19 protein-coding genes, 7 tRNA genes, 1 rRNA gene and 2 pseudogenes are annotated in these 26,747 nt (G+C 38.0%); 10 read left to right on the plus strand and 19 right to left on the minus strand.

Annotated features, from left to right (window positions below; all coding sequences use genetic code 11):
- Positions 1-11 precede the first annotated feature (11 nt).
- Both HBN42_RS03720 and HBN42_RS03725 read right to left on the minus strand, forming a co-directional pair.
- Positions 12-1,709 (minus strand): protein O-GlcNAcase, encoded by a 1,698-nt coding sequence (locus HBN42_RS03720; protein WP_165993730.1) that lies wholly within the window; start codon positions 1,707-1,709, stop codon positions 12-14.
- Between the two features lie 24 nt (positions 1,710-1,733).
- On the minus strand, positions 1,734-2,780 hold the full coding sequence (locus HBN42_RS03725) for a GntR family transcriptional regulator (protein WP_165993731.1): 1,047 nt from the start codon (positions 2,778-2,780) through the stop codon (positions 1,734-1,736).
- A gap of 116 nt (positions 2,781-2,896) precedes the next feature.
- Between HBN42_RS03725 and HBN42_RS03730 the strand changes: the two genes are divergently transcribed.
- Both HBN42_RS03730 and HBN42_RS03735 read left to right on the plus strand, forming a co-directional pair.
- Positions 2,897-4,183 (plus strand): glycoside hydrolase family 125 protein, encoded by a 1,287-nt coding sequence (locus HBN42_RS03730; RefSeq protein ID WP_165993732.1) that lies wholly within the window; start codon positions 2,897-2,899, stop codon positions 4,181-4,183.
- Positions 4,184-4,197: 14 nt separating this feature from the next.
- Positions 4,198-6,903, plus strand: a complete 2,706-nt coding sequence (locus tag HBN42_RS03735; RefSeq protein ID WP_165993733.1) for an alpha-mannosidase — start codon at positions 4,198-4,200, stop codon at positions 6,901-6,903.
- A gap of 111 nt (positions 6,904-7,014) precedes the next feature.
- Here HBN42_RS03735 and HBN42_RS03740 read toward each other — a convergent pair whose 3' ends face one another.
- The 5 genes and pseudogenes from HBN42_RS03740 to HBN42_RS03760 form a co-directional block, all read right to left on the minus strand.
- Complete coding sequence (locus tag HBN42_RS03740; RefSeq protein ID WP_165993734.1) at positions 7,015-7,392, minus strand: hypothetical protein; 378 nt, start codon at positions 7,390-7,392, stop codon at positions 7,015-7,017.
- Positions 7,373-7,956, minus strand: a pseudogene (locus tag HBN42_RS03745) (N-acetyltransferase family protein). Before HBN42_RS03745 ends, HBN42_RS03740 begins: the two are co-directional and overlap by 20 nt.
- A 147-nt stretch (positions 7,957-8,103) precedes the next feature.
- Positions 8,104-11,328, minus strand: coding sequence for a zinc carboxypeptidase (locus HBN42_RS03750; protein WP_165993735.1), 3,225 nt, complete (start codon positions 11,326-11,328; stop codon positions 8,104-8,106).
- A gap of 396 nt (positions 11,329-11,724) precedes the next feature.
- Positions 11,725-11,976: an amino acid adenylation domain-containing protein gene (locus HBN42_RS03755; protein ID WP_165993736.1), complete on the minus strand. Its 252-nt coding sequence runs from the start codon at positions 11,974-11,976 to the stop codon at positions 11,725-11,727.
- Positions 11,977-12,070: 94 nt separating this feature from the next.
- A pseudogene (locus HBN42_RS03760) lies at positions 12,071-13,137 on the minus strand (tyrosine-type recombinase/integrase).
- A gap of 31 nt (positions 13,138-13,168) precedes the next feature.
- On the opposite strand from HBN42_RS03760, the gene HBN42_RS03765 reads away from it, so the two are divergent.
- The 5 genes from HBN42_RS03765 to HBN42_RS03780 all read left to right on the plus strand — a co-directional run bounded on the left by HBN42_RS03765 (position 13,169) and on the right by HBN42_RS03780 (position 17,957).
- On the plus strand, positions 13,169-13,369 hold the full coding sequence (locus HBN42_RS03765) for a helix-turn-helix domain-containing protein (protein ID WP_165993737.1): 201 nt from the start codon (positions 13,169-13,171) through the stop codon (positions 13,367-13,369).
- A gap of 19 nt (positions 13,370-13,388) precedes the next feature.
- Entirely contained in the window at positions 13,389-13,724 is a 336-nt protein-coding gene (locus HBN42_RS03770) for a hypothetical protein (protein ID WP_235925315.1), read from the plus strand.
- 416 nt (positions 13,725-14,140) lie between these two features.
- The gene (locus HBN42_RS10090) at positions 14,141-14,674 is read left to right on the plus strand and encodes an MSCRAMM family adhesin SdrC (RefSeq protein ID WP_235925314.1); all 534 of its coding nucleotides are present in this window, start codon (positions 14,141-14,143) and stop codon (positions 14,672-14,674) included.
- Positions 14,675-14,739: 65 nt separating this feature from the next.
- Entirely contained in the window at positions 14,740-17,244 is a 2,505-nt protein-coding gene (locus HBN42_RS03775) for a serum opacification factor (RefSeq protein ID WP_235925313.1), read from the plus strand.
- A gap of 107 nt (positions 17,245-17,351) precedes the next feature.
- Positions 17,352-17,957, plus strand: a complete 606-nt coding sequence (locus HBN42_RS03780) for a hypothetical protein (protein WP_165993738.1) — start codon at positions 17,352-17,354, stop codon at positions 17,955-17,957.
- A 358-nt stretch (positions 17,958-18,315) separates the two neighbouring features.
- Here HBN42_RS03780 and HBN42_RS03785 read toward each other — a convergent pair whose 3' ends face one another.
- The 4 genes from HBN42_RS03785 to rlmD all read right to left on the minus strand — a co-directional run bounded on the left by HBN42_RS03785 (position 18,316) and on the right by rlmD (position 23,809).
- Positions 18,316-18,948, minus strand: coding sequence for a histidine kinase (locus tag HBN42_RS03785; RefSeq protein WP_235925312.1), 633 nt, complete (start codon positions 18,946-18,948; stop codon positions 18,316-18,318).
- 87 nt (positions 18,949-19,035) lie between these two features.
- The gene (locus HBN42_RS03790) at positions 19,036-20,592 is read right to left on the minus strand and encodes an Nramp family divalent metal transporter (RefSeq protein ID WP_165993739.1); all 1,557 of its coding nucleotides are present in this window, start codon (positions 20,590-20,592) and stop codon (positions 19,036-19,038) included.
- Between the two features lie 321 nt (positions 20,593-20,913).
- Positions 20,914-21,675 (minus strand): CAMP factor family pore-forming toxin, encoded by a 762-nt coding sequence (locus HBN42_RS03795; protein ID WP_165993740.1) that lies wholly within the window; start codon positions 21,673-21,675, stop codon positions 20,914-20,916.
- A gap of 769 nt (positions 21,676-22,444) precedes the next feature.
- Positions 22,445-23,809, minus strand: a complete 1,365-nt coding sequence (gene rlmD, locus HBN42_RS03800; RefSeq protein WP_165993741.1) for a 23S rRNA (uracil(1939)-C(5))-methyltransferase RlmD — start codon at positions 23,807-23,809, stop codon at positions 22,445-22,447.
- A 94-nt stretch (positions 23,810-23,903) separates the two neighbouring features.
- Here rlmD and recX point away from each other — a divergent pair, with 94 nt between their 5' ends.
- The 3 genes from recX to HBN42_RS03815 all read left to right on the plus strand — a co-directional run bounded on the left by recX (position 23,904) and on the right by HBN42_RS03815 (position 25,664).
- A complete protein-coding gene (gene recX / locus HBN42_RS03805; RefSeq protein ID WP_165993742.1) occupies positions 23,904-24,680 on the plus strand; it encodes a recombination regulator RecX in 777 nt (258 codons plus the stop codon).
- A gap of 80 nt (positions 24,681-24,760) precedes the next feature.
- Positions 24,761-25,294 carry a nucleoside tri-diphosphate phosphatase gene (gene ntdP, locus HBN42_RS03810; RefSeq protein ID WP_165993743.1) on the plus strand — a complete coding sequence of 178 codons (534 nt, stop codon included), beginning with the start codon at positions 24,761-24,763 and terminating at the stop codon, positions 25,292-25,294.
- A 55-nt stretch (positions 25,295-25,349) separates the two neighbouring features.
- Complete coding sequence (locus HBN42_RS03815; RefSeq protein ID WP_165993744.1) at positions 25,350-25,664, plus strand: DUF960 domain-containing protein; 315 nt, start codon at positions 25,350-25,352, stop codon at positions 25,662-25,664.
- 169 nt (positions 25,665-25,833) lie between these two features.
- Here HBN42_RS03815 and HBN42_RS03820 read toward each other — a convergent pair.
- From HBN42_RS03820 to rrf, 8 genes are all read right to left on the minus strand, one after another.
- Positions 25,834-25,905 (minus strand) — tRNA-Glu (locus tag HBN42_RS03820).
- A gap of 15 nt (positions 25,906-25,920) precedes the next feature.
- Positions 25,921-25,994, minus strand: a tRNA-Ile gene (locus tag HBN42_RS03825).
- A gap of 43 nt (positions 25,995-26,037) precedes the next feature.
- Positions 26,038-26,110, minus strand: a tRNA-Thr gene (locus HBN42_RS03830).
- Positions 26,111-26,119: 9 nt separating this feature from the next.
- Positions 26,120-26,201 (minus strand) — tRNA-Leu (locus HBN42_RS03835).
- Between the two features lie 6 nt (positions 26,202-26,207).
- Positions 26,208-26,280 (minus strand) — tRNA-Lys (locus HBN42_RS03840).
- A 75-nt stretch (positions 26,281-26,355) separates the two neighbouring features.
- A tRNA-Asp gene (locus HBN42_RS03845) sits at positions 26,356-26,428 on the minus strand.
- A 4-nt stretch (positions 26,429-26,432) separates the two neighbouring features.
- A tRNA-Val gene (locus tag HBN42_RS03850) sits at positions 26,433-26,505 on the minus strand.
- Between the two features lie 115 nt (positions 26,506-26,620).
- Positions 26,621-26,736, minus strand: a 5S ribosomal RNA gene (rrf, locus tag HBN42_RS03855).
- Between the last annotated feature and the right edge of the window lie 11 nt (positions 26,737-26,747).

Consider the following 26,747-nt stretch of genomic DNA (forward strand, 5'->3'; position numbering starts at 1 on the left):
GAGTTTTTTACTTACAGATAATCTGCTTCTGTTGCTTGGCTGATAGATGTCTTATGATCTATAGGCTCTTCATGTAAATGATAAAGCTGATAATAACGACTTGGAATATCGGAAGCTGTCTTGTAGGGAATTTCTTGCAGCTGCTTATAGTGATCAGCTAAATTGTCTGCCTGGGTCTTTAAAAGCTCCCAGAAGTCTAGATCCTTTTCAATCCGATTCAACCAAGGTTCGACCTTTGCCTTAAAGCTTTCATTTGGCATCTCTTTTAAGCTCTGACAAGCTTCTTCTAGCTCACTTAAGAACTGATCTAATTGTTTACAATCTTTTCTCTTTAGAGCTTCTTCCACCTCATAGGGAAAATCCCTATGCAGATGCCTATTGCCATTATGCCAAGTAAAGACTTCCAGAGCTTTTGCAATGCTTGGACTAGCAGCATATTCCTCCAGCACTGCCGTAAATGACCTGGCAGGCTGATAAGCAAAGGCATTCCAAAGGTAGTGGCTCATGTCCATCAATGAAAGTTTTGATAATTCCCAATTGATCATTGGGTTTGAAACAATGCCTAGTAAATCGTAGTCTTCCTTAGCTAAAAATGGTGATCTATTAACATAGGGTGCTAAAAAGAGCTGCTGATAATCCTTTTGGTAGTCATTGACAGGAATATTGTCCCAGATAATAATTGGTCTTTGATAAATAGAAGACATAAGCTTCAGATCTTCTTCTGAAATCTGGCTGGCTAAGGTTGATGGTCCCGTCCAAAAGAAAGGAATGGTCTTTGGCGTAGCCTCTGATAATTCTTTAAGATAAAGGGAATCATAGATATTATCATATTCTGTTGGACAAATGACTATTTCTGGAGCAAAATGATTTTCTAATAAATAGTCATGGACTGTCCTGATCAGGTGAGCTTGGGCAAAAGATGTCTTTTTAAAGCGTTTTTCTACCGAAGCCACTAAGCTATAATCAATATCATCGAGCAGGAGGCCAAAGTGGCTAATTCCCAGATTCAACATTTGCTGCAATTTAGCTTTTAAGAGCCTGTAATCTTCAGGATTAGTGTAGTCAAAGTCCATACCAGGACTAATCATATACCAAAAATCAAGCTGGTATTCTTGAGCCTTCTTAAGTAGGGTTCTAAAGTGGTCTAGCCACTTCTCAGGATAAGGGAGACGCCAATCCTTTCTTTGGTAATGATCATTCTTGGGAGCATACATGTAGGTATTCATCCTATTTTGACCAATAAATTCCAAGCAATCAAGTCTTTCTTCTTCAGTCCAGGGTTCCCCGTAAAATCCTTCTATAATACCTCGTATCTTAAAGGAAGGACAGTGCTTGATACTGACAAGGGGCAGCCGTAAATGATTATCCTTAATGTCCATAATCTTTTCTAGGGCTTCTTGGGCATAAGTAAAAGCTCTCATATTAGCTGTTTCTATGATAATCTGGCCATCTTTATTAATTTCCAGACTAAAGGCATCTTCTTTTAGCTCTCTATTAAATTGATGATAGAAAACTAATTGATCCTCCTGACCACTATCCCACTCAAAAAAGGAAGCCTTGGCCAAACTATCCTTAAGGGCACTTTGGTTTTCAAAACGATAGAACTTGCCAACAAATCTTGTCTTGATAGGAAATCTTAAGTCTATATAATCACCTCTTGTGATAACTTCTTGATAAGCTTCTAAACCTTTATAGATCTCTAATACCATTTCAAACACTCCTTATCTATCTTCTTAATACCTTCTTGAACTCTGTCTAATATAAAGTTCAACTGGTACTTTTTCTATTTTAGCTCTTTTGACACCTTTTAAAATCATTTCTAGGAGCAAGTTGGCTGCATCATTTCCCATCTTGAAATAATTCTGGGCGGCTGTTGTTAGTTGTGGATTTAACAAGACCGAAGCCTGAATATTATCAAAACCAACAATGGCTACCTGATCAGGAACTTGATAAGCAGCTTCCTTTACCTTTTGCAAAACCTGGACAGCTAGCCAATCATTTTCAACCACAAGACCAACCTTTCTGCCTTTTTTAGTAGCAATATAGTCCAAAAGGCTATCAACATAGTGATTGGTAGATCCATTGTCTAAATTAATCCAGTGCTTACTGCTTAGCGAAGCTTGAGAAAGTGCCTTTAAATAGCCCAGGTAGCGATCTCTGACAGAAGAAACTTCTCCAAAAGACTCACAGCCAACAAAGATGATTTCTTGGCAGGCTTCCTCAATAAGGTGTTTGGTTAAGTGATAGCTTCCCTTTTGGTTATCAGCAACTACTGCAGGAAAATTAAAGCTTGGTATCCTCTTATCTAGGAGGACCAGAGGAATCTCTTTTTCATGGCAAAAATAGAGTAGATCAATGCTCTTATGCACATCTTCAGGATAGAAAATAAGACCTGCAAAGTCTTCTAACTGATCTAGCTTGATTTGGTCAACCAACTGAACAATTAGGCGATAGCCCTTATCTGTAATAGCAGCCATAATACCCTTGGCATAGTCTGCAAGTTCAAAATCAGAGGCAAAGGGTAAAACTAACAAGATGTCCTTTGAAGTAGAGCTTTCTGAAGGAACTGGGGCATTGACAAAACTTCCCTTACCCCTACTGCGACTGATTAAGCCTTCTTGTTCTAGCTCTACCAGAGCTCTTTTAGAAGTGATCCGGCTTACGGAAAACTGGTCTGATAATTCTTTTTCTGTAGGGAGCTGTTCTCCTACCTTTAAATAGCCAGAACTAATCTGCTCTTTCAAATAATGATATATCTTTTTATATAATAATTCTTTCATACTGATCTCCTTCTTTAGTATATCATCATATTTTCGCTATGTAAACCTTTACAAAATAAATTCCAAAGCATATAATGTAGTTAAAAAAATAAAATGATATATCATTTGGAGGACCTATGACTCAATCCCTACCTAAAAGTGTTGTAGATTTTATGGAAAAAATCGAAAAGGCTTGTGGAACCGAACTGGCTGACTGGGCAAAAAATTTCAAAACCTCTTTTGCTAATACCTTAGAGACAACCTTAAAAACCTATGATGACGGCACTAGCTTTTTACTAACAGGAGATATTCCGGCCATGTGGTTGCGCGACTCAACCGCACAAATGAAACCCTATCTTTTTCTAGCCAAAGAAGATAAAGGCATCCAAAAAATCATTGCTGGCCTCGTCAAGCGCCAATTTCGTTATATCTGTGTTGACCCTTATGCCAATGCCTTTAACGAAGAAGAAAATGGCAAAGGCCACCAGAACGATCATACTCAAATGAACCCATGGATTTGGGAACGCAAATACGAAGTTGATTCCCTTTGCTACCCCGTTCAGTTAGCCTACCTCTTATATAGAGAGACTGGCAGCACTGAACATTTCAACGAAGACTTCCACAAAGGGATTACCCTTATTCTTGACTTATGGACAGTCGAGCAAGATCATGCCAAGTCCCCTTACCTTTTTGAACGAGACACCTGGCGAAAAGAAGACACCTTGACCCATCAGGGCAAAGGGACACCTGTCAAAGTAACGGGCATGACCTGGTCTGGCTTTAGACCAAGTGATGACGCTTGTCAATATGGTTACCTGATCCCCTCTAATATGTTTGCCTCAGTAGTGTTAGGCTATATTGAAGAACTATACAGCAATCTCTTTGACCAAAGTAATATCGCTGAGCAGGCCAGAAAACTAAGACAGGATATTCTGGCAGGCATTGAAAAGTATGCCATTGTCAAAAACAGCAAAGGAAAAGCCATCTATGCCTATGAAGTTGACGGTCTGGGACACTATTCTATAATGGATGATGCTAATATTCCTAGCTTGTTGGCTGCTCCCTACCTGGGCTTTTGTGCCAAAGACGATCCCATCTATTTAGAAACCAGGCAGACCATCCTTAGCCATGAGAATCCCTACTATTATCAAGGAAAGGTTGCCGCTGGAATTGGTTCCTCCCATACCCCAGAAGATTATATCTGGCATATTGCCCTATCCCTTCAAGGCTTGACGGCCATTGACAAAGAAGATAAGAAGGCCATGCTGGACTTATTAGTGGCTACAGATGCTGGCACCCATCTCATGCATGAAGGCTTCCACGTGGATGATCCTAATAAGTACACGCGTGAGTGGTTCTCCTGGGCAAACATGATGTTTTGTGAACTCCTACTAGATTACCTAGGCTATCACATTGCTCCTTAGAAAGAGAGACAAGAATGACCCGAAAAAAAGTACATATTATTTCCCATAGCCACTGGGACCGTGAATGGTACATGGCTTATGAACAACATCATATGCGTCTGATCAAGCTGATAGATGATCTGCTTGACCTTTTCAAGACCAATCCAGATTTTCATAGTTTTCACTTAGATGGTCAAACCATCATCTTAGACGATTACTTACAAGTAAGACCCGAACGTGAAGCCGAAGTCAGACAAGCCATCAAAGAAGGCAAGCTACGGATCGGACCTTTTTACATCTTACAAGATGACTTCCTAACCAGCAGTGAATCCAATGTTCGTAACATGCTGATCGGTAAAGAAGATTGTGACAAGTGGGGAGCTAGTGTGCCTCTTGGCTATTTCCCAGACACCTTTGGGAATATGGGACAAACCCCTCAATTAATGCTCAAAGCAGGCCTTAAAGCCGCTGCCTTTGGACGTGGCATTCGTCCTACTGGTTTTAATAATCAAGTGGATACTAGTGAAAAATTCACCTCGCAGTTCTCCGAAATGGCTTGGCAGGGACCAGATGACAGCCGTATTCTAGGCCTCTTATTTGCCAACTGGTATAGTAATGGTAACGAGATCCCAACAGATGAGGCTAAAGCTAGAGCTTACTGGGACCAAAAATTAGCTGATGTTGAGCGTTTTGCTTCCACTAAGCAGCTCTTGATGATGAATGGGGTTGACCATCAGCCTGTTCAATTAGATGTTACCGAGGCTATCGCTTTAGCTAATCACCTCTATCCAGACTATGAATTTGTCCACTCCTGCTTTGAAGATTATCTGGCAGACCTGGCTAGTGAATTACCAGATGATCTATCAACCGTTTATGGGGAAATCACCAGTCAAGAAACCGACGGCTGGTACACCCTTGCCAACACTGCTTCTGCGCGTGTCTATATCAAACAAGCTAATACCAGGGTATCTCGTCAACTGGAAAATCTGACCGAACCCCTAGCCAGCATGGCCTATGATATGACAGGAGATTACCCTCATGATCAACTGCGTTATGCTTGGAAAACCTTGATGCAAAATCACCCCCACGATTCTATCTGTGGCTGTAGTGTTGATAGCGTCCACCAAGAAATGATGCCCCGCTTTGAAAAGGCCTATCAAGTAGGGAACTATTTGGCTGAAAAAGCAGCCCAGCAAATTGCTGACGCGGTTGATACCAGTCATTTCCCTGAAGACAGTCAACCCTTTCTTGCCTTCAATACCAGTGGACATCAAAAAAATAGCATTACTGAACTAAGTATAACTTGGAAGAAATTCTTCTTTGGACAGCGTTTCCCTAAAGAGGTCTATCAAGAGGCCAAGGATTACGTGACTAAGCATAGCAAGCATTTTCAAGTCCTTGATGCCAATGGCCACGTGGTCAAGGATGCTGAGATCCTCTCAACAGACATTGCCTTTGATTATGATCTGCCAGAAAGAAGCTTCCGCGAAGCCTATTTTGCTCTAAAAGTTAAGCTCCGCTTGCCATTAAAATTAGAAGCCATGTCTTGGCAAAGCTTTGCCCTAATAGCCAGTGATCAGGAAAATAGTCCAACTGAAAAAGGACTCTTTGATGTTGAAAAAGCGGTGCTGGAAAACGAATATCTAACCATTTCCCTAAATGAAAAGGGACTCTTAGACATTACCGACAAAATCACCCAGCAACATTTCTCTGATTGCTTACAGTTTGAAGACTGTGGCGACATCGGAAACGAATACATCTTCAGACAGCCTGATCAGGACAAGCCTTATTTTGCCCATAAGGGGAGGACAAAACTTCAAGTGCTGACCAATACCTCTAATCTGGCTGAACTGGCATTAATTCAGACCTTTAACATTCCGGTATCTGCCGACCAGCGACTTCAAGACGAGATGGAAGCTGTCATTGACATTACCGAACGTCAAGCTGGCCGATCTAAAGAAAAAGCCAGTCTGACCCTAAAAACCCTTATCCGATTAGAAAAGGGTAACCCCCGCCTTCAATTCACAACCACCTTTGACAATCAAATGACCAACCATCGCTTACGCGTCCTCTTCCCAAGCCAAATAGAGACCGACCACCACTATGCCGATAGTATTTTTGAAACTGTCAAACGACCAAATAACCCCAATCCACAATTTTGGAAAAATCCAAGCAATCCGCAACACCAAGAATGCTTTGTCAGTCTCTTTGACGGAGAAAAGGGTCTGACTATTGGTAACTACGGGCTTAACGAATATGAAGTCTTAGCCGAATCATCTACGATCGCTCTAACCCTTCTACGTTGTGTTGAGGAACTTGGGGATTGGGGCTACTTCCCAACACCTGAGGCTCAGTGCTTAGGCCAACAAGAAGTTCATTATAGTTTTGAAAGCATCCGCAAGGAAACCCAGTTCGCCAGCTACTGGCATGCTCAAGAGGGACAAGTTCCTGTGGTCATTACCCAAACAGGCCACCATCAAGGGCAAGAGGCTTCACACAAAAGCTATCTTGCTCCTTTACCTGATCAAATGGCCTTAACAGCCTTCAAGCGTCGGGCCTCTGACAATGCCCTGGTGACACGCGCCTACAACCTCTCAAATGACAAAGAGTGTCCTTTAGCATTGCAAGTCATTGATCACCAAGCTCAAGTATCTGATTTACTAGAAAGAGAAACTGGTGAATCTATTCCTTCTGACTTACAAAAAGCAGAAATCATTACCCTTGCTTGGCAAGAAAACTAAGAAAAAAGCTTAACAGATTCCAAAGCGGAGCTGTTAAGCTTTTTACATTCTTTTAAGCGCAATCTATAAACTTATCCTAAAATACCTCTATGCTGATCAAACTTTTAGTACTCATAAAGACCCTGGCCGTAAATTTTGACAAAAAGTGATCCATTTTTCTTTGTAGTCTTCCTCATTTAAGATATTTTCTTTTAAATCGCTGACGCTGTAGATATGTCTCTTTTGACAGAGGCGAACACAGTCTTCATAGTAGGGCCACTGATCCTTTTCATCATAATCAACTAAAATATCCTCACAACCTTTTTCCATAGCTACAAAAGCTCTGCTATGTCCATCTAAAATCACGAGATCATCAGCTATTTTTCGGACAATGATAGCTTGACTTGGCTCATTATTTTGTGGATCCAGCCACTGCCTAATAGCATCTAATTTCTTTTGTGAGAGGTAGAGTTGACTGGGCTGTAAACTTTTAATTTTTATTTTCTTCATTTTGTTTCACCTCTAAAAAACTTAAGGGAGGGCTCATATTTGTCTGAGCCTTGCCGATCATCTTTTCCATCCATATGACATGAAACCATTGATCAAATTTATAGCCGACCTTGTGAAAGGTGCCACTAATTGATAGCCTAATTTTTCATGAAAGATCTGGCTGGCATCATTGAGATAGGGCGTTTGTTCTGTGCTTTGAGCAATACAGGCTGTAATACTTAGGATTCCCATTTTTTTCAGACAATTTTCTAGCTCCCTATAGAGCAGCTGACCTATTCCCTGACCACGCGCCTCCTCTTTCACATAGATAGTAGCCTCGCAGGTCCAAGCATAGGCAGCACGTTCATGAAAGGCCTTGGCGTAGGCATAAGCTAGGATTTGCCCTTCTTCTTGGACAAGGAGATAGGGATAAAATTCCAAGATATGAGCCATATGCTTTTTGAATACTTCTAAATCTGGAAGGTCATAGTCAAAGGTCACTGCTGTTTTTTCAACGTAGGGGGCATAAATGGCCAAGAGTTCACTGGCATCATCTAAGCTGGCTAATCTTATCTCAAGTGTCATCATGACTCCTTTTTATTGTCTCAAACTTACTTTCCTACATTTAGTCTAACATAATAGCTTCTGCATTTCTTAAGTTTTTTGTTCTCATTGAAAAGAAGAGTCTGGAAAGTACTTCTATCCCAGACTCTTTTTGCTATCCTAACTTAGTTATTTTTCTTCCTGACGTCTTTTGACACTGACTAGGAGACCACCACTTGCAATAAGTAAAGCACTTAGAATGAAGACCCTGCTATCATCACTTGCACCCCCTAGTTTTGGAAGTCCTTGACTGTTAGTAGTGTCTTCCAATGTATAAGCTTGTCCAGCTCCTGAACTAGGGTGATAGGCCAGTGTTTCTGGTTGATAGTGATTAACCATTGGATCCTTGTTTGAATCGCCACATGGAATATCCGCAAAGGTTGTTAGATTTGTTCCGAAAATGGCATTACTTACCCAGCGATAGAAATTAATGGTATGGGTTTTATTAACAGGATTACCAGCAAAGATAAAGAGTGGTTGGCCTAGGTAACTACCACTTATCGCTACTGTCTTGTTAGCTAGTTTGTCATGACTTGGCCACCAACCTGACACATAAAACTGATCAGCTGAAATATTTGCTAGTCTTCTAAAGCCAGCAGGCACTCCTTCAATCCAAGTTCCTGAATTTGAATAGTAGAGTGACTTAGCACTATAACCACTAGTGTATGGGCTATTGGCATCAAGGTTAATGTGCATAAGTCCCTCATAACTAGCTCCCTTTTCTTCATCTGTCATGGCTGCATCAAAACCAGGAAGAATACCTAATTTTTCTAGACGCATCATGGCAGAGCCTCCTAAGATAATCACAGGTTTTTTACCTAATATAGAGGCGTCAAATTGGTCATTATCTAAGACAATGACATCACTTTGGCTAGGGTCAGTAACCACCTCAAAGCCCATATCTCTTAAAGCAAGGGTTACTTCTGAAACAGAAGTGAAGCCAAGTCCAGCGTTAGGATTGCCTGGAGCATAGACGCGTAGGCTTCGAAGTGACTGACCAATTGGCTTAGCACATACAGCTTTAGCATAAAGTGGGTAAGTGGCCACCATTTGACCATAAGTTGCCTTATCAACCACATAACCATCATTGGTTAAATAGACAGACTTGCCATTTTTTAGGGCTTGATTGACAGCTTGTACTGCCGCCAAGGAATTATTAGCAATGATGTAATAAGATCCTTTTCCATTTGCTGCTGTCCTTGGAGCACTTGTCAAAGTGACCGCTCCCAATTTTCCAGCAAATTGATTAGCTTTATAAATAGCAGTCGCTTTGAAGCCACGCATGGCTGGGAAATTCATTACTAGCTCTGCATACATAGCAGGCCACTCAGACTCATCAGAACCCTTATACATGACATGATTAGCATAGCCACGTTTGGCCTGCGCCATGTCAATAATCAAATCACCCTTATGATAGCCAGCAGTATCTGCTGTTAATTCATTTAAGATGACCCCATTTCTTCTGAAGTAATCAATCATTTTAAAGGCTTGATCCACGTCATTCTCTGCAGATAATTCCATTGGGATCACGTAATAGTCAGGGAAAAAGGTCTTCTGACCATTCTTGATCCTTCCTTTGACTGATCCGTCAACCGTCACTAATTTCTTTTCGGCTGAGACTTCTTCTGCTTTTTTAATACCTCTTAAATAGAAGTTCAAACGGTTCTTCATTAACTGGTCACTATTTGACAAATCATAATGAATACCTGCCAAAACAGCGAAGTAGCCAGCATCGTAAGAAGCTTGATTGGTTGCAGGGATTTCAATGGTATGACCTAAAATACCATGATAAAGGCCATAAACTGCAGTGTAGCCTGAGAAGGAATCATCCCAGCCTGAACCATAATCAAACTTAGGAATGATGTAACTGTCATATGAGGAATTTGTAATTCCAGCATTTCCCATTTCATGGGCACCAGCAACTAGGGTATCTTCAAATAGGTCATATTCAAAGTTTGGATCATGTGGCGGGGTACATGGTTCAATAAGAAATTCTTTGACAAAGCCATGGACATCAAATATGGCTATGGGATTCCATTTATTGATCTGTTCAACGACAGCAATGGTTTCTGGATTGGTTTGATAACCTGTGTCACGGTTGGGATCTAGGCCGTTAGCAAGGGCGCGTGTATTGGCAATGTCACCATCTGGATTTTCAGTGAAATCAAATAATAGGATCACCTTGTCCAAGAGTTTTGATACATCAATGGTCACTGTTTTTGGATTTTTATTGGCATCAACAGTTTGATAGCTTATCAGTGACTGTGTAGCAAAAGTTTTAAAGAGTCCTCTAACGACATCAATCCCTGGTTGCTCGTCAGCATGGGTATTATTAATTAAAATAGGAAGTTGATAATCAAATTTCCCTTGAGCCAGTAAAGCCAATGCCTTGTCAGGTGTCATTAGCATCAGTGGCGTTGTTTGATTCAAGTACTTGTCGATGATAGCTTGATCCTTTGCAACAATGCCCATTTTAATATCATTATTGAGCGCACTCTTACCAATTGTTTCAATCTTAACCAGGCGATCAGTAGCATGGTTTTGCTCAATCTGATTCAATTCTTTAAGCAGTTCCTCATGGCTCATATAAGCAGCATAGGGACGAAGTATGAGTTCTTTGGTCACAAGGGTTGAGCCATCTGCACCAAGACCCTTTAAAGTATAAGAACCAATATAATCTCTATAGGTTCTACGAATGTTATTAGGCCATCTTAAGCTTAAATCTGAGCCAAATAAGGGTTTAATATCAATATGATAGACGGTACTTGTATCAACTTGTTGACTCTGAACAGTAACGGTAGGAGAACCTGTAAAGCCACCTGTTTCAATATCATAAGTTTTTTCTGGTAACTGTTCAACTGTCCAAGTTATGGGCTCTGTACTTGGCTGTATAATAACAATCTTATTTTCCTGATCCATATAGATGGTCTGGGAATCTAAAACTGTGGCTGGATTTTGAGTCAGTTCTTTTGCTCTGACCAGTTTAGAAGGGCTGGTAGCTTCTGTCTTGGTGCTTGTCCCCAGTGAACCAGTAGCATTGGAATCTACAGGAGTTGCTGCTGGTGGAGTTATGTTTGCTGGACTGGCATCTATGGGAGCAGTATCGGCTGTGGGGGTATTACTAGTCGTAGGGCTCCCTGAATGAGTTGGCTGTGCAGTTTCAACTACTGGAGTAGGACTTTCAGGCTTTGGCTCATTGACTGTTAAAGCAGGAACTGTATCATTAACTGCAGTGACTTCCTCAGCTCCAACATTTTGAGCTAATGCAAGTGAACAAAGTAAAAAGCAAGATGCCGATAATCCTTTAATAACCCTATCAGCATAAGACAAATGACTAGTTTTTAATTTAGTCATAGTAGATTCCTCCTAATTTTTGAGAGATTAAAATCTCTCTACTTGTGTATTGCAAGAATAGTTTAACACAGCTTTATTGTATTTGCAAACGCTTCCAAAATTTCAGAACAATTCAAAAAAGTTAAACTGTTTAAGTTTTTTATGAAATCTTTTTCATAAAAGAGCAAAATCTTATCATATTTGATAACCATGATAGATCTTTGATCTTAAGGCATTTACAAGGCTAAGCTTTTCAGTTTGAAGAAAAAGTCTTTTTTTTGCTCCCTTCCTTAGGTGCTGTCGGACAGCTTAAACAGTCAGAGGAGTAACTGTTTAAGAAAGCCAAAGAATCCCATACCTAACTTTCGAACCTAGGATCTCGAAAGTTAGGTATGGAATTTTGATATTAAAGGTATTTTAGACACTTTCAGCACGGCGGACATTAGATCCCGGACGACCAATTGTTATGCGGCCTTCATCCTTCAATACGGATACAGAAGAGCTAATTGTCGTTTCAGTTGGACCATAACCATTCATTATATAGGCATCTTTGTTGATCAAACGTATCTTGTTATAAAGACCTGGTGGGAAAACTTCAGCACCAATATCATAAACAGTCAGCTGCTGCAATACCGATCTCACCTGTGGAATATCAATAATGTTTGTCATAATTTTGTTTTTAACACCTTCTAAACGTTGATATAACAAGGTTTCTTTAGTTTTACACCTCTCAAAATATTAATTTGTGGACTTTTTTGTGGACTCACAAGCTATTTATCGCCCTTTCATAGTATGAAACAGCTTCTTTTTCTTTGTCCTTAGAGAGATGGTCATAGGTGTCCAAAGTCATGCTGATATTCGCATGCCCTAGATGGTACTGAAGTTCCTTATAACTAATACCAGCGTTCAGCAATAAACTAGCGTGAGTGTGTCTAAAAGCGTGAAAGGTAAAGCCTTCAATCCCTACTTCCTTACACCTAGTATCTAAAGCACTTTGTCTAACTGAAGCATTAAAATACTTTCTTGTTGGTGTGGCAAATACTACCTCCGACACACGCGCACCAACCTCATTCAATAATTGTCGCTGTCTCATTTGGTAGAGCTTTAGACTTCTAATAGTCTTTTGGTCAACACTAATCACTCTATTACCAGATTGAGGTTTAGTTGTACTCAAAAACTTCAAATTTTTATTGTAAGTCTTATTGATAGCTATTGTACTATTTTTTAGATCAATATCTCCCCATTCCAATGCGCAGGCTTCGCCTATCCTCAAGCCAGTGGATAATAAAAGCTGGTAGAGAACTGAATCAAAGTATAGGTTATAGCGCTTGGCTTCTTCCATGGAAGGATAATATCTCTTGCTGGGTTATAATCTATTAGCCCTAGCAATACGCCTTGCTGGAGAACTTTTCGGATGATTGAACGTACCGCAGTATAATTGACGTAATATTTAGATAATCTATTAATCAGCATTTGAATATCACTAGCGGTTATTTTATCAACCTTCATATTTCCCAGAGTTGGCATAATATGTCGATTAAATCTAGCAACAGTAGCATCATAAGTTTGAGGCTTTACTGTTAACTTATAGGTTTCAAGCCATAAATGACTAAGTTCTTTAAATGTTTTAATCGCAACTCTTCTTTTAATTGTAAATCCATTAGACAGGAAGTCAAACTGCGCGTGCTTGGCTTTCTGCTTGACCTCTGTTTGTATTCTCCCTGTTATACTTGTCTTTGCTCTCTTACCTGTCATTTTGTCGATGCCTAAATAAATACTAGCACGGTAAACAATTGTACCGTTTTTCTTTTTATGTTCTGTTATCTTCATGATCATAAACCTTTCCATCAGCAGGCAAGCTATGACAGTGGGTGACAAAATCAAAACTATTCGCCTTAACTTAGGCGAAACTATGGAAGAATTCGGAGAACGCTTTGGCACTTCTAAAGATACTGTTAATAATTGGGAGAAAGGAAGAAACGTCCCGAATAGAGACAATCTATTAAGAATAGCCAAGCTCACTAATCAAACTGTTAGCGACTTCTTAGCTATCACCGATTAAGAAAAGCAGGTAAATAAAAATGGCTAGAACACCATTTACACAAGAATTATTACATCAGATATTTGACCATACAGTAACAATGAGCCTAGAGTTAATCGCTGAGCGCCTCCCTGATTGGTCTGAAAAAGATATCAAACTTAGGTTAGCAGCTTGGCGGTATCGAAATAACGTTGATTACACTATGGTAAACGGTGAAATTGATACCTTTGAAATTATCAATAATAAAAAAGCTATATCCGAAGAAGTTTTCGCAGGAAGACAACTTAAGCTTGAAGAGTATTTCAAGCAAGTACAGGCAACGGCTGAAATTATTAATAAACCGATTCATAAAACGAGACTTTTTCTAATTTTGTGAACGCAGATAAAAAACGCCCCTTGTGGGACGCTTTCTTGATTTTTAAATGGAGTGATATCACACGGTGAGTCTAAGCTTTGTGGAGTGTTATAGGGATGGAGTGCTGAGAAATATACCCTAAACAAGGAATATGTATGATAAAAAATAGCTCATAAGTTTAAAATTATTTTTATTTCTGGTTTATTATCTTTATGTTAAAAAATAAAAGATTTGTTTTAACAAACAATGAAAGTTCCTTTATAAGTGCTCTTTATCCTATTTTCTCCATTTCCTAGAATATAGAATAAAAATCTGTTTCAAAAGATACCATGTGGGTTAGTCAGAAAATGAAGTTTCTTTTAAAAAGTGATCTTGGTTAAGATTGGATTTTATAGTAAAATTTTGGATTGGAAATAATAAAGTGAGGAAAACATGAAATGTCTAATTGTAAGTATAAGTTACGAAAATTATCTGTCGGTCTTGTTTCCGTTGGAACAATGTTTATGGCAGCACCTGTTATGGGAGAGGAGGTTTCTCAATCGATTGCCACTGAAGTTACCACTTCGCCTGTATCGGTAGAGTCGTCTAGCACAAGCGCCACTACTTCCGAATCTACTATGGCTGAAGCGCAGACTCCTACGACAACGACCAAGGCGGAAGCGGCACAACCTGAGCCTGCTAAAGCTGAAAGTGAACAGGTCAAAGAAGAAAAAATCTCCGAAACAACAGCCAGTAGCCAAGAAAGTTCGTCTCCTAATGTAACTCCACGAAGTAAGCGTTCAACAGAAGAAGGAACTACTCAAACCATCGAAGTAGAACACTTCTCTGTCAATAAATCTTCTGAGAGTAAAATGATAAAAGATGAGAAACATCACATTGCTACTCGAGATAAATCAGAGACAAGGAATCTTTTTAAAGTTGAACGCAAGTTAAAGTTGATGAAGCAAAAGGTGAAATTGATGTCACTTTAACGGTTACACCCCAAGAGATTGACAAAGGTGCTGAGGTTATCATTTTACTAGATACTTCTAGTAAAATGACAGATGAAGATTTCAATAGCGCTAAAGAAAATATCAAAAAATTAGTGACTACATTGACTTCTAAGAGTACTACCGACTCCCCTAATTATAATAGTCGTAACTCTGTTCGTTTAATCGACTTTTATAGAAAGATTGGAACTCCTATTAGTTTATCTGGTTTTTCTGAAGAACAAGTTGAGAAACAACTAAAAAACGTTCGCGAAAAAGCTAAAACTGATTATAACGGCTGGGGTGTAGATCTACAGGGAGCGATTCACAAAGCCAGAGAAATCTTTAATAATGAGAAAGAGAAAAAGTCTGGTAAACGTCAACATATTGTGCTTTTCTCACAGGGAGAAGCAACTTTTAGTTACGATATTAAAAATAAAAGTAATTTATCCAAAACTATTGTAAAGGAACCCGTTACAAGCAGCAATCCTCTCTTACCTTGGCCTTTTTATTTTGATACAACAACAGGAAAAGCTAACCTTGTTGAGGATGGCAAAAGGTTTCAGAAGTTTCTAGAACAATTAGGGATTACGCGATATGGTGGCCTTTTAGACAACATTGCAAGTACGGGAAATGAATTCTTTAATATAAGCAGTACACTATTGGGAACAAATAACCCCTTGGATTATATTACTTTGGCAGATTTAGATACTAAAGCTATAACAAACTTTGACTATTCTAATCGCTTAGGGGAAGGTTACCACCACAGAAGTTACTATACCCGAGAAACAAGTGATGTTCCTTTAAAGGGTATAGTAGCAACAGCAGTTAAGACTAAGATAAAGTCTTTAAAAGAGAAGGCTGACGGGAAGTGGGGCTGGTTAGATATTTTTGGCCTAAATAAACTATCAAGTAATCTATTAAGTGCTTTGAACTTAAATGGAACGGTTGATAGTTTGGAAGAATTATTTATCAGTAAAGCTGTTGATTATCTTTTCTATGGTCGTAATTATGTTTATTATAACCATAACCTCTCAGCTCAAGCTGAAGCCAAAATGGCAAGGGATGAGGGGATCACCTTCTATTCGTTTGATGTCACGGATCCTAAACATAATGTAAAAGCAGCTCAGATTAAGGACGGTTATCCATACACTAAAGAGTACCTAAAGAAAAAAGCAGAAGAAGATAAAGAGCTCTACAAAAAACGCAATACTGTGTTTGATAATTACTTAAAAGAAATGTCTGAAGGAAATCAATTTTTAACTAATGTTGATGCTAACAATAAAGAAAAATTCAAAGATATATTATCAGAAGTGATAGTTACTGATACTTTTGATAGTAATGTTCCGTTGGAGCAAGATTCTTGGAAACTGGAAAATAACAACAAAAATAAAGAGCAAGCAATTAAGTACACACCAAGGTCTACTAGTAATGGCTTACTTTCCTGGTTCTCATCAAATTCGGCAAAAGACTCTCTTACTTGGACAATTTCTAAAGATGAACTTAAAAATGCGTTCGAAACTGAGAAACCATTAACTTTAACTTATAAACTAAAAGTTAATCAAGACAAGATCAAAGAAGCTATGTCAAACACCAGAAATAAACGTTCAACATCAGCAGAGAATGACAACTCATTAACCACAAAAATCATTTCAAATACTATCTCTTATAAAATTAATAATAAGACATCAAATAGTCAGAAACTTGAGGATGTCAATTTAACTTATACTAAAGCAATGGTTCCTGTGCCAGATATTGTAGAGGAGATTGTGATTCCTCCAACATTCCCAGATATGCCAAAATATGATGAACCAGAGACGAGCTATGGTTCTAGTGAAATAATTGATATTATAGAAGACACAAGCTCAAGTATTGAATCAGGCGTAGCAAGTGGTTCTATCTCAATCCAAGAGAATATAGACCCTCTTGTGGAAATCACCGAAGATACTCAACCTGGTATGTCTGGGCAGTCTGAACATGTAACAATCATTGAAGACACAGAACCAGAGAAAACAGATACTATTATTAGCAGTAATGTGATTGACTTTACAGAAGATAGCAATCCAGATAATCAATATGCTGAATCTGGCCAAAACTCAGTTGATGACAATCAAGAAGTTATCGAAGATACAAAACCAGAATCTAATACCATTATAATGGGTGGTCAAAGTGATCCAGTTGAATTATCAGAGGACACGCTACCTAATGTATCTGGCTATTCTGGCGACACTACTATCACTGAGGATACGAAACAACCTGAAGTTATTATCGGTGGTCAAGATAATATTGTTAATATTACAGAAGATACAGCCTCTGGCATGTCTGGATTTAATGAAGCTACTGTTATTGAAGAAGACACACGTCCTAAGCTTCAATTCCACTTTGATAACGAAGAACCTATCCCTGCAATTAATAAAGCTATCTCTCAAACTCCTATTGCTAAAGTAGAAAATAAACTACCTCAAACTGGAGATAAAGATAAATTAGAAGCACTCTTTACTATCACGGCGTTAGCTGTTATTGGAGGAGCAGGACTTCTTAGTAAAAAAGACCGTAAAAAACGGATTAATTAATTATTAAATGTTATAAAACAGCATAAACAAGGCCATGTATAAGATGTTCCTTGTTTTATGTTGTGTAGCAAATAAAAAATATTATGAATTACTTAAAGGAGAATAACTTGAAAAAGAAATTAGGTATGATAATAGCTTTGTGCCTGTCAATGTGTGCTGTGAGTGTTAGAGCGGATGGGAAAAATGAACAGAATAAATTCGTCCTTGATGGTCCACAGCAAAAAGTAAATGAAGTTACTGTATCAGATTTTTTTGTGGGAGGTGATGAAATAAAAATCTGGCTTCCTCAAGCTTGGTCCGTCAAAGTTTCTAGGGAAAGTGTATCAAACACAAAAATCTCTAATAAAAAACAAAAATCTTCAAGCAATGAAGAAGCTAAATTTTCTAAGAGATTGCCTTACGGTGCTCAACATACTGTTAAATTATCATCCGAACTTAAAAAGGGCGAAAGATTAACATTCTCATTCACAGGAGATGATGGTTTTTATGCTGGCTCTGCCTTTTACAGAGATACATTATCCTTAGAAGAAGATAAGCGATACGATGAAGAAATTAAGAAAATTGAGGATGATCTAGAGAGACAAGACCAAGAAAATGATGCGCTAGAATTTTTTAAACAACAGCAAAAAGAAGAAGCTAAGAAAACTTGGCACCAACGCTTGGGAGATGGCATCCAAGACCAGTGGTGGAATTTTAAGGAATTATTTAAATAATGATTGCTCACTTTCAAAACTGGTAAGGATAGTTTGATCAGCACGCGCGTGTTTTTGCTATAATAGTATCAGAGCAGCAAAAAAGCGTAGTATCTAAATTACGCTCAGAGTGAAGACAAAGTTCTTGTCTTCACTTTTTTGATATTTTTCTAAAGTGGCTCGGACTTGGCTGTGCTCTCATTCTAGTTTCAAGGAGAGCAGATAAAAAGGTCCACTGGATCTTTCAGATTGAAGACTTTTTCCTTTGTCCAAACCGCATTTATCTGTACCCCTAAAATGTAGATAGTAATAATATTATCTACACTAAATTGTCAATAACGAAAGAGTAATCCCACTACGGTCACAACTATTAACATGGCTATGGTTTTAAATAAGTCATTAATAGAAAATTGCCATTTCGGTAATTGAAAAGCAGGGGACATCCTATGATAATCATGCACTTTCTTTCTTCAAGCATTAGGAATAACAAAATATCAAGATTGGGTACACTTTGGCTGAGTACATCAATAATATTTTCTTTGGGCCATCTTCTTCTTTCAAAACTTTTTCCAATAACCAACTTTGAAACATGGCTTATCTTAGCATAAGCTACAATTTGATTAGACAAATTTTTGGCATAAACGACCGAGATCTTGGCACCTAACTGTTCTGCTAATTCAAGATTTTGACGTAGATTGACATCAGTCTCACAATCAGCATGCTCCATCTCTAAATCCCAGATATAGAAGGCAGTAAATTCAGCCTTAAAAGCAGTAGCCAAGCGTGAAGCTGCTCGGATAGCACTCTGATTAATTTGATCTGCCTGATTAAAAACATCATCAGGTATGCGCTCACTAACACGAATACTTGTAATTTTTTCGATCACATTATTTAAGCTATCAATATGTTGAACATTGACAGTTGTGTAAACATCAATACCTGCACAAAGCAATTCCCTAATATCTTGATATCTTTTTTTATTACGTGAACTCGGACAATTTGTATGGGCCAATTCATCCACTAATAGCAATTGAGCTTTTCGAGCTTCTACTATCTTTGTGGAACTGATTTCAAAAAAATAGAGCTCTTCTCAGTAAAACTAGCCTTCAAAGCCCCTCATCAATTTTTGATTACCCCTAAACAATTCAACCATTGTCCAAATTAGAATTAAAATAACAAGACCAATAATAAGATAGGCTATCTGATCTGCCATATGAATTTGGTAGTGGCTTGGATGATCTCCAAAAAAACTTTCAATCTGTTTAGGTAGACCTTTCATATTAAGATATATCAAACCAATAACAGAGACCCAGCCGACCCCTTTTACAAGCCAGGTATTTTTAAATAGAGTATGCATTTCTACTTTACTATTTGTGAATATCAACAAAGGTAACATCGAAAATGGCAAAGCAAAAGCCAGAAACACCTGTGAATTATTCAATAAATTGTTAATAGCAATATGCTCTTCTATGGTTGACTTACCACTTGCCATGACTACACAAATCATAACTGGAATAACTGAGATAAGCCTGGTTACTACCCGACGTAGCCATACAGGGACTTTCATATGAATAAAACCTTCCATGATAATTTGTCCTGTCAAGGTACCCGTTATCGTTGAATTTTGACCAGATGCCAACAAGGCCACAGCAAACAATACTGACAAGATTCCAGAACTTGCAAGATGACCCAAAACAGAATTACTCATAACTTCAGGATTAGACAGAGCTTTAAATAGCCCAAAGAAAGAAGGATCTTCTACACTTCCAGCTTTAAACACTGCAACTCCCATGATAAGTAATAAGGAATTTATAAGAAAAGCCATCAATAATTGAATATTTGAATCTAAAGTGGAAAAACGAATGGCTCTTGCTACATCATCCTTATCAGCATGATCTACCTTTCGGCTTTGAACAACAGATGAATGCAAATAAAGATTATGTGGCATAACCGTAGCCCCAATAATACCTAATGCTCCTGTTAAAGGCGTTTGGCCATTTACCATATAAGAGGTAATAAAAGCTTTCTCATTAGGTAGTAAACCTTTTAAGACATCATGCCAAACAGGCTGAGATAAGATGACCTGATAAGCAAAAACAAAGAAGATCACCAAAATTAAGGCAACCACTATGGCTTCTATTTTTCTAAATCCTAATTTAGTGAGTAATAATAAAAGCAAGACATCAAAAACAGTAATAAATACTGCAATCCCCAAAGGAATGTGAAATAACAAATATAAGGCGACTGCTCCCCCAATGACCTCTGCAATATCAGTAGCCATAATGGCCAGTTCTGTTAGTATCCACAAAACAATTCCCAGTGCCTTACTTGTTCTGGCACGAATAAGCTGAGCCAAATCCATCTGAGTCACGATCCCTAGCTTGGCTGACATGTATTGTAATAACATTGCTATTAAACTAGACATTAAGATGATGGACATCAATAAATAGTGAAAGTTTTGACCTCCTGTGATAGAAGTTGACCAGTTACCAGGATCCATATAGCCAACGGCAACTAAGGCTCCCGGGCCAGAGTAAGCAAACAAGGTTCGTAAAAAACTCATATTTTTAGGGACATGAATGCTTCCATTTATCTCTTCAAGCGAAGGGCCATTGGCATAGTCAATTAACTGATCTTTAAGTATTTTCTTATGCATTATAGAACCTTTCTTATATTAAAAATTAAGCAAACCTAATTTTACTCCTAACTTTGCATTTTGGCAAATGATAAGTAAGTCCTAAGGAGACCAACCTACCTATCAGTGATCAGCAAACTTCTTTTTATGACTTACTTTGACTCTTACTATAAAAAGCAGTAACGAATATCGCTACTGCCTTTTTTTGATGGAGTGAAAAATACGTGAAAACATAGATAGCACTTAAAACTAAGATCTTTAATCTTAAGTTTAATCTTGTTTTCATTGTACCATAAACGGTTTATAAATTAATTATTTCAATTAGCCTCAATCCTCTTTACATTATTTCAACGCTGTTTGAAGTGCTTTTTGAAGCGCTACAATTTCTTGATTAACTTCTTGAACGGTAACATTAGGATTTAATTGAACACCTACTGCATGTGTAATAGCTTTATTTAAAGTATTATAAACAGCAAAGCTCTTTACATTGAGAACTTTTTTATCTCTTTGTATACGAGTATCCCAAATTACCTTATCAAGTTTTGCCTTTGTATAGATAGTTGCCCTATCTGTTGGCTTCAAATCAGGATAAGTCATCACTGTTTGTTCCAATTTTTTAACTTCTGCTACCTGTGCTTTAATAGCATCCACAGAAGCAAATGGATCTGCTATACGAATAACCAGTTTAGTTATTCCAAATCCCATATCAACATTAGCTTGACTAATCTTGTTGGTTAGGTTATGAGTTGAGAAGTTAATGGCTTCAATAACATCTGAAATAGCTTCTATACGAGCACCAATTGATCCAAAATCATAAATAGTTTCTGGATTAGCACTTAAAGCAGATTTCAGCTTACCTACAGCATCTATAGCAGTATCAACTGACTTTTCAACATCTGTACCTTGAACTTCACCTTTGATAGAATTCAATTGACTACTATCTTGATAGAGCTTTTGTTTAAGCTCTTGTTTTTGATTATTGACCTGACTAACTGCCACTGGGCCAGTAGTCTGATTAGCATGTGCTTCCAAGATAGCTGGAGAAAATAATGTAATCCCAGCTAGCACAGCTCCGGACAAATAGATCATGCGTTTAATTGTCATGGTTGTCCCCTCCTAAATTAAAATAACTTAATACTGCACAGTATTTTAGATTATAGGTACCTACAAACGTATCATACTACTTCAAGAGAGCAGCGTCAACACATTGCTGTAGCCTTACTCTAACCTTACTGATAAATAATGCTCTATTTTGCCATAAAATTAGTTTGTTAATTTAATTATAATAAAATAATATTTTTCATTTTATAATTATCTGATTTTTTAATTACATTTTAGACTTTGAAATCAAAAGCCAAATTCTACTTATCTAGTAAATCTAAATTTTTCTGAAAATTCACTATAATTAACTTATTTACTAAGCATGGTTTACTCATGTTTCTGTAAAAAAATAAATTTTATAAAAATTAAATTTAATTAATATAAAAACTCTATTTATAAGATTAGTAAAGCCAGCCAATTACTCTAAAAAGGCAAAATGATCAGCTTCTCTTTTATCTTGAAATTTACAAAATCTTTTGATATTTTTCTTAGCTGGTCAAGATCAAAGCCACTTTCTCTAAGAATTTTATGACTTCTTTTGAAGCTCAGATCTCATAGAAAATAAAAGGATTTCAGTAACTCTCATCAGAACAAAAACTAAGTTTAAGAGCTCAGCTTATTTGACATAAGATTTCTTGAAAAATGCTAATCTAAAGAGTGATGATCAAAAAACCATCACTTTATCTAGGTTTGGAATCCTTTTCTTCCTTTTTACTAGTCAGCCTTCTCCTGTAAGGAAGACTTACCATAAAGTGCTTGAAATAAAGGATATCTATGTATTATTTTTTACTTGTAATTTCACTACAGCTTCGGTCCTAGCTGTGTGCGGGAACATATCTACAGACTGGATATAATCAACCTTATAGACCTTGCTGAGTTTTTGCAAATCTCTCGCCAGTGTGGATATGTTGCAAGAGACATAGACCATTTTAGGTGGTTGGTAGTTTAAGATAGTCGCCAGCAGTTTGTCATCCAAACCAGTTCGGGGTGGATCCACAATGATAGCATCAGCTCTGTAGCCTTCTTCATACCATTTTGGAATGATCACTTCTGCTTTTCCACTTTCATAATGGGTATTATCATATCCCATTTTCTTGGCATTTTTTTGCGCGTCAGCTATAGCCTCGGGTATAATATCCATTCCCCGAACACTCTTAACCTTCTGCGCAAAGGCAAAACCGATAGTACCAACCCCACAGTAGGCATCAATAATGTGATCATCAGACCTCACCTCTAAAGCCTTGACAACCTGATCATACAAGACTTCAGTCTGCTGTGGATTCAGCTGGTAAAAAGCTCTGGGTGATAAGGAAAATTCATAATCAAGAACTTTTTCAGTGATGGTCTCTGTACCCCAAATAATTTCTGTTTCCTGACCATAGATCTCACTTGACTTAGATTGGTTTTTATTCAGTGCTACAGATTTAATTTGAGTGAAGGCTTCACTTAGTTCCTTAATGACCCCACTCAGTCTTACCTCTCGACTACAAATAAAAATCAGTTGAACTTCCTGACTAGATAGAGCTTTTCTTACCATTACAGTTCTCACCCCATCAACTTTGCGTTCATTATAAATGGGAACCTTGTATTTATCTAATAAGAAGACAACCTTATTAATAATCTCCTGTGTTAAACTATCTTGAACCACACAATTTTCAATAGGAACGAGACGGTGACTGCCTTCTGCATAGAGTCCAGCAGTCACCTTTTTTGAAACCATTCTGGTTTGGAATTGTAATTTTGCCCTATAGTGCCAAGGTTCTGCCATGCCTAAGCTGGGTCTCACTTCATAATCTTCATAATTTTCAGGCTTGAATTTTTTCAGAGCTTGTTTAATAAGATCGTCTTTGAAATCAAGCTGCTTGGGATAGGCCAAGTGCATGATCTGACAGCCCCCACATTCATCATAGATCGGACATGGTGCTTGGACGCGAAACTTTGATTTTTTATTAATGGTCACAATTTTTGCTTCCACAAAGTTTCTTTTCACAGAAGTAATCTGGCACAAAACATCTTCACCTTTTAAGGCTCCAGGTACGAAAACCAGGGTCTTTTTATAAAAGCCGATGCCTTCACCATTTATTCCCATTCTCTTTATTTTAAGGGGAATCTTTTGTTTCTCTCTTAAATAGCTCATTAAATCTCTTTTCTTTCTGATGCTCTTTGTTTATCAACTTGTAACTATTTTATCTCTTCTTCTATTTTACCATTAATTTGTTATAATGATTAGTATGAAAATAAGTAAGATTGAAAAGAAAAAAAGGCTTTATTTACTTGAGCTTGATAATCAAGAAAAGCTATATGTCACCGAGGATACTATCGTCAGATTTATGCTCAGTAAGGGTATGATAATATCAGATAAAGATTTTGAAGCCATAAAAGCATTTGCCCAATTTTCCCATGGCAAAAACTTAGCACTCTATTTTATATCCTATCAAGTAAGGACAAAAAAACAGGTCACAGACTACTTGAAAAAACATGAGATTGACCAGTCTATTATCACCAAAATCATTAAGGAACTTGAAAAAGACAAATGGATTGATGATGATAACTATATTGAGAGTTTTCTGAAGCAAAATGAACTGACTGGTGATAATGGTCCTCATCTTCTCAAACAAAAATTGATGCAAAAAGGGATTTCTGCTCGTCAGCTCGATCAGCAACTCTCAAACTTTGACTTCTATCCCATTGCCCAAAAACTTGCTCAAAAATGTCTCAAGAAATATCAGGCTAAGCTGCCTTCTAAAGCTCTGCGTGATAAGGTCACTCAGTCAATCCTTAACAAGGGGTTCTCTTATGACACTGCTAAAAGAATTGTCGAGAACCTCCAATTTGAGACTGAAAAGGAACAGCTTGATTATCTTTTAGTGAAGGAACTAGATAAGCAGCACCGCAAATTTAGCAAAAAATACCAAGGATATGAATTAAGGCAAAAGCTTTTTCAAAGTTTATATCGCAAAGGTTTTGATAGTGACGCTATTAATGAGAGCCTCAGGGATTATCTCTGACTTGCTCTTATGAAGTGATTTTATTCTGCAATTGTGATAAAATATATTTGATAAGTTTAATTGTAGAAAGTTGGAAAGGCATGAAATTACCTAAGGAAGGCGACTTTATTACAATTCAAAGTTATAAGCATGATGGTAGTTTACACCGAACCTGGCGTGATACTATGGTACTAAAGACAACTGAAAATGCATTTATTGGCGTGAATGATCATACTCTAGTAACTGAAAGTGATGGTAGGAGATGGGTGACCAGAGAACCCGCCATTGTCTACTTTCATCAAAAATATTGGTTCAATATCATCGCAATGATTAGAGATAGTGGTATTTCTTATTACTGTAACCTTGCTAGTCCCTATCTGATGGATGGTGAAGCACTCAAATATATTGACTATGATCTTGACGTAAAAGTTTTTACTGATGGTGAAAAGAAATTACTGGATGTTGATGAGTATGAGGTGCATAAAATAAAAATGCAATATCCAAGTGAAATTGACTTTCTTTTGAAAGAGAATGTCAAGATATTGGTGGATTGGATAAATAAAGAAAAGGGTCCCTTTTCAAAGGCATATATAAAGATTTGGTACAAACGTTATCTTGAACTGAAGAATCGTTAATAGTTGTCCAGCACTCCTTTGGGGGTGCTTTGCTTTATTGTAAAAAGGAGAGAAGATGGCATTTCAAAATACACAGGAAAGATATGCAAGTTTTGGTGTAGCAACAACCATGCCTCCAGAAATTATTGATACTTTTTGGTATATCATAGATAAAAACTTAAAAGGAGTCTTTACATTAAATAATGTCTTAGTCTTTCACCTGCAAAAAAATAAAAAGAAGGAATTATCTATTGAGTATAGTGATCAAAAACAAAGCTTAAGAATCGTTTTCGATTTTTCTTACCCTTACGATCCATTCTTACCAAAGACAGTTTACATTGTTGATAATTCTGGTATTGAAACCATCCTTTTAAGTCATGAAATTAACTAAGTGGGGCTGACAAAAACTCCTAAAATAGCAAAACCGTATAAAACTTCGTTTAAAAAGCGTTGGTTTTATACGGTTTTTATTTAGGAAAATTTTCTTTTCATGGCAACTCTTGTCTAGAAAGCTCAGCCATTTTTTCACAAAAAAGGATCCTCTAGGAGGATCCACACTATAGTCCGTACGGGATTCGAACCCGTGTTACCGCCGTGAAAAGGCGGTGTCTTAACCCCTTGACCAACGGACCATAATATTAATTTAATGGGCACGAGTGGACTCGAACCACCGACCTCACGCTTATCAGGCGTGCGCTCTAACCACCTGAGCTACGCGCCCAAGCATAATAGCTTGGAAAATTTGTAATTTTTTAAAATCACAATGCCGGCTACATGACTTGAACACGCGACCCTCTGATTACAAATCAGATGCTCTACCAACTGAGCTAAGCCGGCTTTTTATTATGCGGGTTAAGGGACTTGAACCCCCACGCCGTTAAGCGCCAGATCCTAAATCTGGTGCGTCTGCCAATTCCGCCAAACCCGCATCTTATGACCCGTACTGGGCTCGAACCAGTGACCCATTGATTAAAAGTCAATTGCTCTACCAACTGAGCTAACGAGTCTAAATCTCTTTTACGAATGTTATAAGCTTCGCTTATCCTATCCGCAACTTTAAAATGTCTCCCAGACATTTTAAACGGTCCCGACGGGAATCGAACCCGCGATCTTCGCCGTGACAGGGCGACGTGATAACCGCTACACTACGGGACCTTTATGGGAGTTAACGGGATCGAACCGCTGACCCTCTGCTTGTAAGGCAGATGCTCTCCCAGCTGAGCTAAACTCCCATGAATGGCAGCTTAACTCAGCTGGCTAGGTCGAAAGCTTTCGCTTTCCCCATCCACCACTTGAAACAGTCCTCTGGACTCTTCCAACTAAGCTAAACTCCCATGAGTGGTTAAAGCTAAGCAACTTCCCTATCTAACAGGGGGCAACCCCCAACTACTTCAGGCGTTCTAGGGCTTAACTGCTGTGTTCGGCATGGGTACAGGTGTATCTCCTAGGCTATCGTCACTTAACTCTCTAAATG

Source organism: Streptococcus catagoni (assembly GCF_011421425.1).
Taxonomy (GTDB): Bacteria; Bacillota; Bacilli; order Lactobacillales; family Streptococcaceae; genus Streptococcus; species Streptococcus catagoni.